Here is a 13,203-nt window from a genome sequence, read left to right on the forward strand (position 1 = left end):
TCGTGCATAATCATCACATGGTCGATACGTCGGGAGGACCCGTGTTGCGGGTGGCGGTTGCCGGTGCGAGTGGATACGCCGGTGGCGAAGTGTTGCGTCTACTGCTCGGGCATCCCGAATACCGAGCGGGGCGCCTCGAGATCGGGGCGCTGACCGCCGGTTCCAACGCGGGTACCGCCCTCGGCGCGTTGCAGCCGCATCTGCTGCCCCTGGCAGACCGGATCCTCGAGGAGACCACCCCCGACATCCTGGCTGGTCACGACATCGTGTTCCTCGGCCTCCCGCACGGTCAGTCCGGCGCGATCGCGGCCGCCCTGCCCGACGAGACGATCATCATCGATTGCGGCGCCGACTACCGGCTCACCGACGCCGCCGCCTGGGAGAAGTACTACGGCAGTTCCCACGCGGGCAGCTGGCCCTACGGCCTGCCCGAATTGCCCGGTGCGCGGGCGAAGCTGACCGGTGCCCGGCGGATCGCCGTGCCCGGCTGCTACCCGACCGTGTCGAGCGTGGCGCTGGCCCCGGCGATCGCCGCCGGGATCATCGAGCCGACGGTGAATGTCGTTGCGGTGACCGGTACTTCGGGCGCGGGCCGCAAGCTCGATGTCGGTCTGCTCGGTTCCGAGGTGATGGGCAGTGTCCGGGCCTACAGCATCGCGGGCGCGCACCGGCACACCCCCGAGATCGCGCAGAACCTGAAAGCCGCGGGCGGCGTCGATGTCTCGGTGTCGTTCACGCCGGTGCTCGCCCCGATGCCGCGTGGCATCCTCGCCACCTGCACCGCCCCGGTGAAGGTCGACGCCGCGCAGGCACGCGCGGTCTACGAAAAGGCGTATGCCGATGAACCGTTCGTGCACCTATTGCCCGAAGGTGTACTGCCGCAGACTGGTTCGGTGCTCGGCTCCAACGCCATCACGCTGCAGGTCGCTGTCGATGCCGACGCGGGTCTGCTGGTGGTGATCGGCGCGATCGACAACTTGACCAAGGGCACCGCGGGCGCCGCGGTGCAATCGATGAATCTGGCCGTCGGATTCGACGAGACCGCAGGACTTTCCACCGTAGGAGTGGCACCGTGACGACCCCTGATCCGCAGACCCCGGACCACGGCAAACTGATCCACACCCAGGGCGTCACCGCGCCGCTGGGTTTCCGCGCGGCGGGCATCGCGGCCGGCATCAAGGCCAGCGGCAAGCCCGACCTCGCCCTGGTGCTCAACGAGGGCCCCGAATACTCGGCGGCCGGTGTCTTCACCAGCAACCAGGTCAAGGCCGCGCCGGTGCTGTGGTCGCAGCAGGTGCTGAAGACCGGTCATCTGCGCGCGGTGATCCTGAACTCCGGCGGCGCCAACGCCTGCACCGGCCACGGTGGCTTCCAGGACACCCACAAGACCGCCGAGGAACTCGCCGCGGCACTGAGCAATTGGGGCACCGAGACCGGCGCCGGCGAGATCGCGGTCTGCTCCACCGGTCTCATCGGTGACCGCCTGCCGATGGACAAGCTGATCCCGGGGATCACCGAGATCGTGCACGAGATGGGCGGCGGCATGTCGGGTGGCTCCGACGCCGCCCACGCCATCATGACCACCGACACCGTCCCGAAGGAGTCGGCGTTCCACAGCGAGGACAAGTGGAACGTCGGCGGCATGGCCAAGGGCGCGGGCATGCTCGCGCCGTCGCTGGCCACCATGCTCGTCGTGCTCACCACCGACGTCGTCGCCACGCCCGATCAGCTCGACTCCGCGCTGCGCAAGGCCACGAAATACACCTTCGACCGGCTCGATGTCGACGGTTCGTGCTCGACCAACGACACCGTGCTGCTCCTGGCCAACGGTGCCAGCGGCGTCGCACCCTCGCAGGAGGATCTCGACGCCGCGGTGTTCACCGTGTGCGACGACCTGGCCGCGCAGTTGATGGCTGATGCCGAGGGCGTCACCAAACGGGTCCAGGTCACCGTCGCGGGCGCGGTCTCCGAGGATGAGGCGCTGACCGCCGCCCGCGCGGTCGCCCGCGACAGTCTGGTCAAGACCGCGCTGTTCGGTTCCGATCCGAACTGGGGTCGCGTGCTCGCCGCCGTCGGCATCGCGCCGGTGACCCTCGACCCGAACCGGATCGCGGTGTCGTTCAACGGAAATCCGGTCTGCGTCGACAGTGTCGGCGCGCCCGGCGCCCGCGATGTCGACCTGTCCGGCGCGGACATCGAGGTGCTGATCGAGCTCAACGTCGGTGACGGTACCGCGATGGTGCGCACCACCGACCTCTCGCACGCCTACGTCGAAGAGAACTCGGCGTACAGCTCATGAGCGTCGTGCACAGCCTGTCGGCGCTGGACAAAGCGCACGTGCTCGCCGACGCGCTGCCGTGGCTGCAGAAGTTCCGCGACAAGATCGTCGTCGTGAAGTACGGCGGCAACGCCATGATCGACGACGAACTCAAGTCGGCCTTCGCCGCCGACATGGCGTTCCTGCGCACCGTGGGTGTGCACCCCGTGGTCGTGCACGGCGGTGGCCCGCAGATCAACGCCATGCTGAAAAGGCTCGGTATGGCAGGCGAATTCCGCGGCGGCTTCCGCGTCACCACCCCCGAGGTGATGGATGTGGTGCGGATGGTGCTGTTCGGTCAGGTGGGCCGTGAGCTCGTCGGGCTGATCAACGCGCACGGCCCGTACGCGGTCGGCATCTCCGGCGAGGACGCGCATCTCTTCACCGCCACCCGGCGCACCGTGGCGGTCGAGGGTGTCGCCACCGATATCGGCCTGGTCGGCGACGTCACCGAGGTCAACCCCGGCGCCGTGCTCGACCTGATCGACGCGGGCCGCATCCCGGTGGTCTCCACCATCGCCCCCGACGCCGACGGCGTGGTGCACAACATCAACGCCGACACCGCCGCCGCCGCACTCGCCGAGGGCATCGGCGCGGAGAAACTCGTCGTGCTCACCGACGTCGAGGGCCTCTACACCGACTGGCCCGACCGCTCCTCGCTGACCAGCCGGATCGACGCCGACGCGTTGGCGAAGTTGCTGCCGCGCCTGGATGCGGGCATGGTGCCGAAGATGGAAGCGTGTCTGCGCGCCGTGCTCGGCGGGGTCCCCAGTGCCCACGTGATCGACGGGCGCGTCCCGCATTCGGTACTACTGGAGCTGTTCACCGGAGAAGGAATCGGAACCATGGTGACCCCCGCCGGGTCGTCGGATGGAACGCAATCATGAGCGAAGTAGAGAAGCTGCAGCAGCGGTGGTCGGCCGCGATGATGGACAACTACGGCACCCCGAAGGTCGCGCTGGTGCGCGGCGCCGGTGCGGTGCTCTACGACGCCGACGGCAAGCGCTATATCGACTTCCTCGGCGGTATCGCGGTCAACAGCCTCGGCCACGCCCACCCCGCCATCCTGGAAGCGGTCACCCAGCAGCTTGGCACGCTCGGCCACGTGTCGAACCTGTACGCCAGCGAGCCCGTGATCGAGCTGGCCGAGAAGCTGCTCGCTCATTTTGGCGACGGTGAGGGCAAGGCGTTCTTCTGCAACTCCGGCACCGAGGCCAACGAAGCGGCGTTCAAGATCGCACGGCTGACCGGCCGGTCGAAAATCGTTGCCGCCGAGGAGGCTTTCCACGGCCGGACGATGGGCGCGCTCGCGCTGACCGGCCAGGCTGCCAAGCGCACGCCGTTCGAGCCGATGCCGCCCGGTGTCGTGCACGTGCCCTACGGTGACGCCGCCGCGCTCGAAGCGGTGGTCGACTCCGACACCGCCGCGGTGTTCCTCGAACCGATGATGGGAGAGAGCGGTGTGGTCGTCCCGCCGTTCGACTACCTCGCCAAGGCGCGGGAGATCACATCGAGGGCTGGGGCGCTGCTGATCCTCGATGAGGTCCAGACCGGAATCGGGCGCACCGGAACATTTTTCGCGCACCAGGCGGCGGGCATCGTGCCCGACGCGATCACCCTGGCCAAGGGGCTCGGTGGTGGCCTGCCGATCGGCGCGGTGCTGGCCCAGGGCCGCGCCGCCGAACTGCTCACGCCGGGTCTGCACGGCACCACCTTCGGCGGCAATCCCGTCTGCGCGGCAGCGGCTTTGGCCGTGCTGCGCACGATCGACTCCGATAACCTGCTGACCCACGTGGAGTGGGTGGGCAAGAAGCTCAGCGACGGCATCGCGTTGCTCGAGCATCCGGAGATCGACCACGTGCGTGGTGCGGGTCTGCTCATCGGCATCGTGCTGAAGAACGACATCTCCGCCTATGTCGACGAACGCGCGCGCGAGGCCGGCTACCTGCTCAACCCCGCCAAGCCCAACGTGATCCGGTTGGCGCCACCCCTGGTACTCACCGAGACCCAGGCCGACAATTTCGTCGCCGACCTGCCCGAGATCCTCGACAAGGCCGCCGCCGATGCTAAGGGAGCGACCAAGTGACCCTGCGTCATTTCTTGCGTGACGACGATGTGACCCAGGCCGAACAGGCCGAAATCCTGGCCATCGCCGCCGAAGTGAAGAAGAACCCCTTCCTGCACCGGCCGCTCGACGGCCCGCGCGGGGTCGGGGTGATCTTCGAGAAGAACTCCACCCGCACCCGTTTCTCCTTCGAGCTGGGTATCGCGCAGCTCGGCGGGCACGCGGTGGTCGTCGACGGTCGCGACACCCAACTGGGTCGTGAGGAGACCCTCGGCGACACCGGCAGCGTGCTCTCGCGCTATGTCGACGCCATCGTCTGGCGGACCTTCGAGCAGTCCCGTCTCGACGAAATGGCTGTCACCGCAACGGTTCCCGTGGTGAACGCGCTGTCCAACGAGTTCCATCCGTGCCAGGTGCTCGCCGATCTGCAGACGATCAGCGAGCGCAAGGGTTCCCTCGCGGGACTGAACCTCACGTACTTCGGTGACGGTGCCAACAACATGGCGCACTCGCTGCTGCTCGGTGGCGTGACTGCCGGCATGAACGTGACCGTGGCCGCACCCGCGGGCTTCGAACCGCTGCCGTGGATCTTGGACGCCGCCGCCAAGCGTGCCGCGGAAACCGGTGCGACAGTGTCGGTTACCGGTGACCCGGTGGTCGGCGCGACCGGCGCGGACGTGCTCGTCACCGACACCTGGACCTCCATGGGCCAGGAGAACGACGGTCTCGACCGGGTCGGCCCCTTCCGCCCGTTCCAGCTCAACTCCGAGCTGCTCGCCTACGCCGATCCGGCCGCGATTGTGCTGCATTGCCTTCCGGCCCACCGCGGCGAGGAGATCACCGACGAGATCCTCGACGGTGGGCACAGCGTGGTGTGGGACGAAGCCGAGAACCGGCTGCACGCGCAGAAGGCGCTGCTGGTGTGGCTGCTCGCGAAAGCCGCCGCGTGAGACCGCGAACCGAGGCCGGCGCCGGGGTCGGGCGATGAGCGCACCGGAGAAGGGTTCGCCCGCGATCGCCCGCACCCGCGCCGGCCGCCAGTCGCGCATCATCGACCTGTTGACCTCGCATTCGGTCCGCAGCCAGACCGAACTCGCCGCGCTGCTCTCGGCCGAGGGCATCGAGACCACCCAGGCCACCCTGTCACGTGACCTCGACGAACTCGGCGCGGTGAAACTGCGCGCGGCCGACGGCGGCGCGGGCGTCTACATCGTCCCCGAGGACGGCAACCCCGTCCGCGGCGTCACCGGCGGCACCGCCCGCCTGTCCAAACTCCTCGGCGACCTGCTCGTCTCCACCGACGCCAGCGGCAACCTCGCCGTCCTGCGCACCCCACCCGGCGCCGCCCACTTCCTGGCCAGCGCCCTCGACCGCGCCGCCCTGCCCTTCATCGTCGGCACCATCGCCGGCGACGACACCATCGCCGTCATCGCCCGAGAACCCCTCACCGGCGCCGAACTGGCCGCGAAAATCGAAGACCTGGCCTGACCACCTGTTACTTAACTACCGCGAACAGACCACCGCTCGCGCCGATTCCGTTGTCTGGAAGATGATCGACAGTCTCATCGCGCAGCCGGTCGTGAACAGCGCTTACGTTGCCGGAACTTTCGGCACCAGTGGGGTCGCGGCGCAGCGGGCGATCGATCGGCTCGTCCAGTCCGGCGTGCTGCGTGAGGTGTCGCAGCGCGCCAGGAACCGAGTCTGGCAGGCCGACGGAATTCTCACGGCCCTCGATGATTTCGCAGCGGGGATCGGACGCGTCCGTGGATGACGTGAGCGCTACCGTGCTTCCTCGTCGCTCTTACCTCTCGCAGCGTTCGCTGCCCGAGCTGAACGTGTTCGACCGGCGCCGACATGCCAGAGCACGGCGTAGGTCGTCCAGGCGGCGACCGTCGCCTGGGCCGCACCGACGATCGTGTGCCGGATCAGGTCGTAGGTGCTGACCCGGGTGATCGGGTCGTCGACGGCGAGTGCCGCACCGATGACGGGCGCGGCGAGCAGGACGGCGACGACGGCCCGGTGCGACCAGGTGGGAGCGCAGACGGGGCGGCGGGTGCGGCGCACCAGCAGGTAGGCGAGGGTCGCTGTGCCGGCGAGAGAGGAGACATAGCCGAGGACGTTGTAGGTCTTGTGCGGCTCGATGGCCGAAGTCCGCAACAGATCCCAGTGCTGGACCGCGAAACCTGATGTCTGAGTGAAGGAATCCCAGATCACGTGTGTTGTCGCACCGAGCACGATGGCGGCGACCGTCGCAACCACCTGGAACCGGGCCGATCCGGAATCGGCGGTGGCGGCAGGCGCGAGGCGGAGAAGAGTCGAGGCCGGGCCGACCGAAAGCCGGAAGGCGAGAAGCAGCCCGAGGCCGATCAGCAGGTCCCAGCACAGGACGCCGACGACCGAGTGGGTTGTCGTGCCGGAGAGGGGGCCAGGCAGGTAGTAGACGACATCGGGGGCGATGGATCCCGCGACGAGGGCGGCAAGGGGGAGGTATCGAGCGAAGGGCAGAACCGCAATCGGATGGGCGAACGTGATCGGCACCGTTTCACCGTAATCGGCTGCGGTGCGGGGCTACTCAGGCTTCGACTGTGTTCGGTCCTGGGACAACCGCTGCCACGTCCAGTCGACGCGGACGTCGAGTGGCGAGTCCGGGGTGACCATTCGGGGTTCGGTGTTCAGTCCGTTGGGTGGGCCGGATTGCGCTTCCACCGACAGTGATTCCTCGGGCAGCGTCCAGACGACGACATCGTGGACGGCGCTGGTGATCGTGAATTCGAGGAAACCAGGCCAGGTCAGGCGGGCGAGGACGCCGTTGGGCATGCCGAAGCAGTCATCCCACGGGGGTGGGGTCGGCGCGATCCGGCGGCCGGTCGGCAGATAGTCGTCGCCGCGTTCGCACTGCCACGCCGGGTCGAAGTCGAGTCGAACCGGTCCCGTCGCGGGCGGGATCTCGCGCAGGAACCACGGGTGCCAACCACCTTGGGCGGGGAAGGCGTAGTGATCGGTGGCGATGCGCATCGCGAGGACGAGGCCGGTGTCGGTGAGGGTGAACGTCTGGGTGACGGTGCCCGCGAACGGCCACGGGTCACCGAGGCGATGCCGGATCGTCGCCTCGGACGGCGACGCCGCGACCACGTCCCACGCGCCGTCACGGGCGGTGCCGTGGATGCTGTGCGGGGGATTGTTGATCGGCAGCTGATAGGTCCGGTCACCGACGGTCAGTTCACCTTTGCCGAGCCGACCGGCCCACGGCGCCATCACGAAACAGCCGGTGCCGGGGTCCTGCCGGAGCAGTTCGGTGCCGTCGACGGTGAGACTGTGGATCGCGCCGCCGTCGTCAGGGGCGATCGTGAGCGCCGCGGAGCCTGCCTCGAGCCGCACATCGTCGGTCATGTTCCGCACACTAGTGGCGGCCCTCGGTCATCGGCGGCAACCCGCGCCGAAGTCGGGCTCAGTTGAACGGGTACTGCCCGCCACCTGCGCCGCCGCCGTTGTTCGGCGTGGCGATGTCGATGATGTCCTGGACCAGTTCGACGACGGCCCTGCCGACATCGAGAACACCGTTGCCCAGCGTCGAGAATTCCTGGGCGATGTAGTGGAGCATCTTGTTCGTCCTCCCGTGCGGCGAGCCGAATAGTGCTCTCCCAGCGTGCCACACGCGAGGGATCAGGAGTTGAGGAAGTTCAGGATCAGCAAGGTCAGTGGGGCGGTGATCTCGAATCCCGTTTGCAAGACATAGAGCCCGAGACCGGCGATGGCCTCGTAATTGTCGGAGAGTAGCTGCAAGGCTTCATCCATGGTGTGCTCCTTCGATCGAGATGAGTCAGGCGAAGAATCCCTGGAGCAGGGGAGTGCCGAGATCGATGACTGCCTTGGCCACCGTCAGGCCCAGGTTCCCGAGTCCGATGACGACCGTGCCGATCAGGTCGTAGTTGGCCTCGGCGAAATCACGTAGCGACTGCATGATGGCTCCTTCGGTCCCGACCCAATGGCTATCTACTGTGACCAGCGTCTCACAGCTGAGGGTACTCGCCAAGGCGCAAACCGGTATCGTCCCAGGTAATCAACCATTTCGGTCGTTGCCGGTCCGAGCCCGCACCCCCGGTTATGAATGAGATTGCATCATCATGCATAATCATTTGTAGCAACGGCGTGAGCCGAAGGAAGACCCCACTTCGAGGAGCACAACAAACATGTCCGATCGCGTCGTACTCGCCTACTCCGGTGGGCTTGACACCTCCGTCGCCATCAGCTGGATCGCGAAGGAGACCGGTTCCGAGGTGGTGGCCGTGGCCATCGACCTGGGCCAGGGCGGCGAGGACATGAGTGCGATCCGACAGCGCGCCCTCGACTGCGGCGCCGTGGAGGCCATCGTGGTCGACGCGCGCGACGAGTTCGCCGACGAGTACTGCCTGCCCACCATCCAGGCCAACGCCATGTACCAGGGCCAGTACCCGCTCGTCTCGGCCATCAGCCGCCCGCTGATCGTCAAGCACCTCGTCGAGGCCGCGAAGTTCCACAACGCCACCACCGTCTCGCACGGCTGCACCGGCAAGGGTAACGACCAGGTCCGCTTCGAGGTCGGCATCGGCGCGCTCGCGCCCGACCTCGAGGTCATCGCCCCGGTCCGCGACTACGCCTGGACCCGCGAGAAGGCCATCGCGTTCGCCGAGGAGAACAAGCTCCCGATCAACGTCACCAAGAAGTCGCCGTTCTCCATCGACCAGAACGTGTGGGGCCGCGCGGTCGAGACCGGGTTCCTCGAGGACCTGTGGAACGCGCCGACCAAGGACGTCTACGACTACACCGCCGACCCGACGGTGAACTTCGAGGCGCCCGACGAAGTCATCATCACCTTCGAGAAGGGTGTGCCGGTCGCCATCGACGGCAGGCCCGTCTCCGTGCTGCAGGCCATCGAGGAGATGAACACCCGCGCCGGTCGGCAGGGTGTCGGCCGCCTCGACATGGTCGAGGACCGTCTGGTCGGCATCAAGAGCCGCGAGATCTACGAGGCACCGGGCGCCATCGCGCTGATCACCGCGCACCAGGCCCTCGAAGCCGTCACCGTCGAGCGTGAACTGGCCCGCTACAAGCGGCAGGTCGAGCAGCGCTGGGGCGAGCTGGCCTACGACGGCCTGTGGTACTCCCCGCTCAAGCGCGCGCTCGACGCGTTCATCTCCGACACCCAGCAGACCGTGACCGGCGAGATCCGGATGGTGCTGCACGGCGGTTCCGCGGTGGTCAACGGCCGGCGCTCGGACCAGTCGCTCTACGACTTCAACCTCGCCACCTACGACGAGGGCGACACCTTCGACCAGTCCCTGGCCAAGGGCTTCGTCCAGATCCACGGCCTGTCCTCCAAGGTCGCCGCCCGCCGCGACCTGAGCTAACTGTTCCGCCTCTCCGCGACTTTTGCCGGTCGTGGGGTGGTGGTTGCGTGACTTGCCGGGCACTCCTTTGGATGTACGGATGTCCTGGGCGTGCCCGGTGAGTTGCTCGCCCGCCTCCCCGCGAACTTTGGCCGGACTCAGGTGCGGGGAAAGTCGGGAAAGGCGGCCAGCTCTAGAGGCGGGGCGTTTCAGCCCGTACCCGGTGAGTTACCCATGTACTTGCGAGATCAGTCAGCACCAAACGTACGCTCGATAAGCCAACCCGAGAGAGGGCACTGATGACCCACGTTGGAACCAACGAAGGTGCGCTCTGGGGTGGGCGATTCGCGTCCGGGCCCGCCGAGGCGATGGCGGCGTTGAGTAAGTCGACGCATTTCGACTGGGTGCTGGCGCCCTATGACATTCGCGCGTCCAAGGCGCATGCTCGGGTGCTGCACAAGGCCGGGCTGCTCGCCGACGACGATCTGCCCGCCATGCTGGCCGGGCTGGACGCGCTGGCCGCCGATGTCGCGTCGGGTGCCTACGGTCCCGCCGAGTCCGACGAGGATGTGCACGGTGCGCTCGAGCGGGGGCTGATCGAGCGGGTCGGGACCGAGCTCGGCGGGCGGCTGCGGGCCGGTCGTTCGCGTAACGACCAGGTGGCGACACTGTTCCGGATGTGGCTGCGTGACGGTGTGCGCCGGGTCGCCGCCGGTGTGCTCGATGTGGTCGACGCGCTTGTCGCGCAGGCTGCCGCGCACCCGGACGCGGTGATGCCGGGCAAGACCCACCTGCAAGCCGCCCAGCCGGTGCTGCTCTCGCACCACCTGCTCGCCCACGCGCACCCGCTGCTGCGCGACCTCGAACGCCTGCGCGACTTCGACAAGCGCGCCGCCGTCTCACCGTACGGTTCGGGCGCGCTGGCCGGTTCCTCGCTGGGCCTTGACCCCGAGCAGATCGCCGCCGAGCTGAATTTCGATGCGTCCGCGGCCAATTCGATCGACGCCACCTCCTCGCGTGACTTCGCCGCCGAGGCCGCGTTCGTACTGGCCATGATCGGCGTCGACCTCAGCCGGATGGCCGAAGAGGTCATCGTCTGGAGCACACCGGAATTCGGCTACGTCACCCTGGCCGACGCCTGGTCGACCGGCTCGTCGATCATGCCGCAGAAGAAAAACCCCGACGTCTCGGAGCTGACCCGCGGCAAGGCAGGCCGTCTGATCGGCAACCTGACCGGCCTGCTCGCCACACTGAAAGCCCAACCGCTGGCGTACAACCGGGACCTCCAGGAAGACAAGGAGCCCCTGTTCGACTCGGTCGCCCAGCTCGAACTGTTGCTCCCCGCCATCGCGGGCCTGGTCGGCACCCTCACCTTCCACACCGACCGGATGGCCGAATTGGCCCCCGCCGGTTTCACTCTCGCCACCGACATCGCGGAATGGATGGTGCGCCAAGGTGTTCCGTTCCGCGTTGCCCACGAGGCGGCCGGTGCGTGTGTGCGGGCAGCGGAAGCGCGTGGCGTCGGCCTCGGCGAACTGACCGACGCCGAATTCGCCGCCGTCGACCCGGCACTCACCGCCGGTGTGCGCGAAGTCCTCACCGTCGAGGGATCGATCGCCTCGCGCAACGCTCGCGGCGGCACCGCCGGTGTGCGCGTGGCCGAGCAACTCGGCGAAGTCCGCAAGACCGCCGACGCTGCCCGCGCCTGGTTGAGCTGATCGGCCACGTGGTGACTTCACCCACCACCTGCTTGCCAACCAGTTGCCACTGTGACAATTTGGAAGTGAGCCCGAACGGGGCTCCCGGACGAGGGTAGCCGTACCCGGAACGCGACAAGACGGCCACAGGAGGCTCGTCATGTCATGGATTCTGCTCGTCATCTCCGGTGTGCTGGAAGCAGTGTGGGCCACCGCGCTCGGTCGGACCGAAGGCTTCAGCCGACTCGTCCCGACCGTGGTGTTCGGCGTAGCCCTGGCGGCCAGCATGACCGGACTGGCGCTCGCGATGCGCGATCTCCCGGTCGGCACCGCGTACGCGGTCTGGGTGGGCATCGGCGCCGTCCTGACCGTCGTCTACGCCATGGTCACCGGCGCGGAAGCCTTCTCGGTCGTGAAGGCCGTGTTCCTGGTGATGATCGTGGCCGGTGTGGTCGGGCTCAAAATGGCGCACTGACGTGGTGAACCTCGGGTGCGCGGGTTTCTAGAGTTCGGCGTGGACGCGGAAACCCGCCTCACGCAGTGCGTCCAGGACGTCGTCGCGGTGCGCGGAGCCGCGGGTTTCCACGGTGAGCGACACCTCGACCTCGTCGACCGCCAGCCACGGGCCCGTCCGTGAGTGCACGACGTCGACCACGCTCGCGCCCGCGCGCCCGACCACGGCCAGCAGCGCCGACAGGGCGCCCGGACGGTCGTCGATCGTGACGTGCATGGCCAGGTAGCGGCCCGCGGCGCTGAGCCCGTGGCCGATCACGCGGGTGAGTAGCAGCGGGTCGATATTTCCGCCCGACAAGATGGTCACCACCGGGCCGGGCAGCTCCGGCAGAGCGGAGGTGAGCAGGGCCGCGACGCCCGCCGCACCCGCGGGCTCGACGACGAGTTTGGCCCGTTCGAGGCAGAGCAACAGGGCCTTCGACAGGGCGTCCTCGTCGACGGTGACGATCTCGGACACCAGCTCGGCGACGTGGGCGAATGGCACCGCGCCGGGCAACCCGACCGCGATCCCGTCGGCCATCGTCGACATCCGCGGCACCCTCACCGGTCTGCCCGCCGCCAGCGAATCCGGCCACGCCGCGGCCTCAGCCGCCTGCACGCCGATCACCCGGACATGCGGTGCCAACGCGTGCAATGCCACCGCGACACCCGCGAGCAGCCCACCGCCACCGGTCGGCACGACGACCGTGCCCACCCCGGGAACCTGTTCGAGGATCTCCAGCGCGACCGTCGCCTGACCGGCGACGATATCGGGATGGTCGAACGGATGGATCAGCGTCGCGCCGGTCCGTTCGGCGAATTCCTGTGCGGCGACCAAGGATTCGTCGATCGTGTCACCCACCAGATGCACGTCGGCACCGTAGGCGCGCGTAGCGACCAGTTTCGGCAGCGACTCGCCGACCGGCATGAACACCGTCGAAGCGATCCCGAGCTCACTTGCCGCCCACGCCACCCCCTGCGCGTGATTACCGGCGCTGGCCGCCACCACACCCCGCGCCCGATCCGCCGCGGGTAGATTCGCGATCCGGTTATAGGCCCCGCGCGGCTTGAACGACCCGGTTCGCTGCAAGTTCTCGCATTTGAGCTGCACCTGTGTGCCCGCCCGCTCCGACAACACCCGCGACCCCACGATCGGCGTCCGCCGAATCACCGGCGCCAGCAGTCGCGCAGCCGCCTCGATCCGCTCCAGTCCCACGGTCTCCATCGGCCACATAGTGCCAGGTTCGGCATCGCGAGTCGGGTATC

General features: G+C 68.0%; 16 protein-coding genes and 1 riboswitch. Of the genes, 10 read left to right on the plus strand and 6 right to left on the minus strand.

Translation table 11 applies throughout. From position 1 onward, the window contains the following. Positions 1–17: 17 nt before the first annotated feature. The 7 genes from argC to ACQHI0_RS06005 all read left to right on the plus strand — a co-directional run bounded on the left by argC (position 18) and on the right by ACQHI0_RS06005 (position 6,153). A complete protein-coding gene (gene argC / locus ACQHI0_RS05975) occupies positions 18–1,076 on the plus strand; it encodes an N-acetyl-gamma-glutamyl-phosphate reductase (protein WP_427906918.1) in 1,059 nt (352 codons plus the stop codon). Then, positions 1,073–2,299, plus strand: coding sequence for a bifunctional glutamate N-acetyltransferase/amino-acid acetyltransferase ArgJ (gene argJ, locus ACQHI0_RS05980; RefSeq protein WP_427906919.1), 1,227 nt, complete (start codon positions 1,073–1,075; stop codon positions 2,297–2,299). Before argC ends, argJ begins: the two co-directional genes overlap by 4 nt. Further along, the gene (gene argB, locus ACQHI0_RS05985) at positions 2,296–3,204 is read left to right on the plus strand and encodes an acetylglutamate kinase (protein ID WP_427906920.1); all 909 of its coding nucleotides are present in this window, start codon (positions 2,296–2,298) and stop codon (positions 3,202–3,204) included. Before argJ ends, argB begins: the two co-directional genes overlap by 4 nt. Continuing rightward, entirely contained in the window at positions 3,201–4,403 is a 1,203-nt protein-coding gene (locus tag ACQHI0_RS05990; protein WP_427906921.1) for an acetylornithine transaminase, read from the plus strand. Before argB ends, ACQHI0_RS05990 begins: the two co-directional genes overlap by 4 nt. Next, positions 4,400–5,332: an ornithine carbamoyltransferase gene (argF, locus tag ACQHI0_RS05995; protein WP_427906922.1), complete on the plus strand. Its 933-nt coding sequence runs from the start codon at positions 4,400–4,402 to the stop codon at positions 5,330–5,332. Before ACQHI0_RS05990 ends, argF begins: the two co-directional genes overlap by 4 nt. Positions 5,333–5,366: 34 nt before the next feature. Further along, positions 5,367–5,870, plus strand: a complete 504-nt coding sequence (locus ACQHI0_RS06000; protein ID WP_427906923.1) for an arginine repressor — start codon at positions 5,367–5,369, stop codon at positions 5,868–5,870. A gap of 61 nt (positions 5,871–5,931) precedes the next feature. Continuing rightward, positions 5,932–6,153, plus strand: a complete 222-nt coding sequence (locus ACQHI0_RS06005) for a hypothetical protein (RefSeq protein ID WP_427906924.1) — start codon at positions 5,932–5,934, stop codon at positions 6,151–6,153. Positions 6,154–6,161: 8 nt separating this feature from the next. On the opposite strand, the gene ACQHI0_RS06010 is transcribed toward ACQHI0_RS06005, so the two are convergent. From ACQHI0_RS06010 to ACQHI0_RS06030, 5 genes are all read right to left on the minus strand, one after another. Further along, on the minus strand, positions 6,162–6,920 hold the full coding sequence (locus tag ACQHI0_RS06010; protein ID WP_427906925.1) for a DUF4184 family protein: 759 nt from the start codon (positions 6,918–6,920) through the stop codon (positions 6,162–6,164). 30 nt (positions 6,921–6,950) lie between these two features. Then, positions 6,951–7,772, minus strand: a complete 822-nt coding sequence (locus ACQHI0_RS06015; protein ID WP_427906926.1) for an aldose 1-epimerase — start codon at positions 7,770–7,772, stop codon at positions 6,951–6,953. 58 nt (positions 7,773–7,830) lie between these two features. Beyond that, positions 7,831–7,983: a hypothetical protein gene (locus ACQHI0_RS06020; protein WP_427906927.1), complete on the minus strand. Its 153-nt coding sequence runs from the start codon at positions 7,981–7,983 to the stop codon at positions 7,831–7,833. A gap of 62 nt (positions 7,984–8,045) precedes the next feature. Beyond that, complete coding sequence (locus ACQHI0_RS06025) at positions 8,046–8,177, minus strand: hypothetical protein (protein WP_427906928.1); 132 nt, start codon at positions 8,175–8,177, stop codon at positions 8,046–8,048. A gap of 25 nt (positions 8,178–8,202) precedes the next feature. Beyond that, entirely contained in the window at positions 8,203–8,343 is a 141-nt protein-coding gene (locus ACQHI0_RS06030; RefSeq protein ID WP_165610251.1) for a hypothetical protein, read from the minus strand. A 229-nt stretch (positions 8,344–8,572) separates the two neighbouring features. On the opposite strand from ACQHI0_RS06030, the gene ACQHI0_RS06035 reads away from it, so the two are divergent. The 3 genes from ACQHI0_RS06035 to ACQHI0_RS06045 all read left to right on the plus strand — a co-directional run bounded on the left by ACQHI0_RS06035 (position 8,573) and on the right by ACQHI0_RS06045 (position 11,920). Beyond that, complete coding sequence (locus tag ACQHI0_RS06035) at positions 8,573–9,769, plus strand: argininosuccinate synthase (protein ID WP_427906929.1); 1,197 nt, start codon at positions 8,573–8,575, stop codon at positions 9,767–9,769. A gap of 278 nt (positions 9,770–10,047) precedes the next feature. Beyond that, on the plus strand, positions 10,048–11,466 hold the full coding sequence (gene argH / locus ACQHI0_RS06040) for an argininosuccinate lyase (protein ID WP_427906930.1): 1,419 nt from the start codon (positions 10,048–10,050) through the stop codon (positions 11,464–11,466). A 64-nt stretch (positions 11,467–11,530) separates the two neighbouring features. Beyond that, positions 11,531–11,595, plus strand: a riboswitch (guanidine-III (ykkC-III) riboswitch). Positions 11,596–11,605: 10 nt separating this feature from the next. Further along, complete coding sequence (locus ACQHI0_RS06045; protein ID WP_427906931.1) at positions 11,606–11,920, plus strand: DMT family transporter; 315 nt, start codon at positions 11,606–11,608, stop codon at positions 11,918–11,920. Positions 11,921–11,947: 27 nt separating this feature from the next. Here ACQHI0_RS06045 and ilvA read toward each other — a convergent pair whose 3' ends face one another. Continuing rightward, a complete protein-coding gene (ilvA, locus tag ACQHI0_RS06050; protein WP_427909094.1) occupies positions 11,948–13,171 on the minus strand; it encodes a threonine ammonia-lyase in 1,224 nt (407 codons plus the stop codon). Positions 13,172–13,203 lie beyond the last annotated feature (32 nt).

The organism is Nocardia sp. FBN12, from assembly GCF_050320175.1.
GTDB lineage: Bacteria > Actinomycetota > Actinomycetes > Mycobacteriales > Mycobacteriaceae > Nocardia.

What these genes read in the sequence shown, in the direction of transcription:
- argH (WP_427906930.1), top strand. Translation starts at nt 10,048, where the DNA reads ATGACCCACGTTGGAACCAACGAAGGTGCGCTCTGGGGTGGGCGATTC.
- ACQHI0_RS06025 (WP_427906928.1), bottom strand. Translation starts at nt 8,177, where the DNA reads ATGGATGAAGCCTTGCAGCTACTCTCCGACAATTACGAGGCCATCGCC.
- ACQHI0_RS06000 (WP_427906923.1), top strand. Translation starts at nt 5,367, where the DNA reads ATGAGCGCACCGGAGAAGGGTTCGCCCGCGATCGCCCGCACCCGCGCC.
- ACQHI0_RS06015 (WP_427906926.1), bottom strand. Translation starts at nt 7,772, where the DNA reads ATGACCGACGATGTGCGGCTCGAGGCAGGCTCCGCGGCGCTCACGATC.
- ACQHI0_RS06020 (WP_427906927.1), bottom strand. Translation starts at nt 7,983, where the DNA reads ATGCTCCACTACATCGCCCAGGAATTCTCGACGCTGGGCAACGGTGTT.
- argC (WP_427906918.1), top strand. Translation starts at nt 18, where the DNA reads ATGGTCGATACGTCGGGAGGACCCGTGTTGCGGGTGGCGGTTGCCGGT.
- argB (WP_427906920.1), top strand. Translation starts at nt 2,296, where the DNA reads ATGAGCGTCGTGCACAGCCTGTCGGCGCTGGACAAAGCGCACGTGCTC.
- ACQHI0_RS06030 (WP_165610251.1), bottom strand. Translation starts at nt 8,343, where the DNA reads ATGCAGTCGCTACGTGATTTCGCCGAGGCCAACTACGACCTGATCGGC.
- ACQHI0_RS06005 (WP_427906924.1), top strand. Translation starts at nt 5,932, where the DNA reads ATGATCGACAGTCTCATCGCGCAGCCGGTCGTGAACAGCGCTTACGTT.
- ACQHI0_RS05990 (WP_427906921.1), top strand. Translation starts at nt 3,201, where the DNA reads ATGAGCGAAGTAGAGAAGCTGCAGCAGCGGTGGTCGGCCGCGATGATG.
- ACQHI0_RS06035 (WP_427906929.1), top strand. Translation starts at nt 8,573, where the DNA reads ATGTCCGATCGCGTCGTACTCGCCTACTCCGGTGGGCTTGACACCTCC.
- ACQHI0_RS06045 (WP_427906931.1), top strand. Translation starts at nt 11,606, where the DNA reads ATGTCATGGATTCTGCTCGTCATCTCCGGTGTGCTGGAAGCAGTGTGG.
- ilvA (WP_427909094.1), bottom strand. Translation starts at nt 13,171, where the DNA reads ATGTGGCCGATGGAGACCGTGGGACTGGAGCGGATCGAGGCGGCTGCG.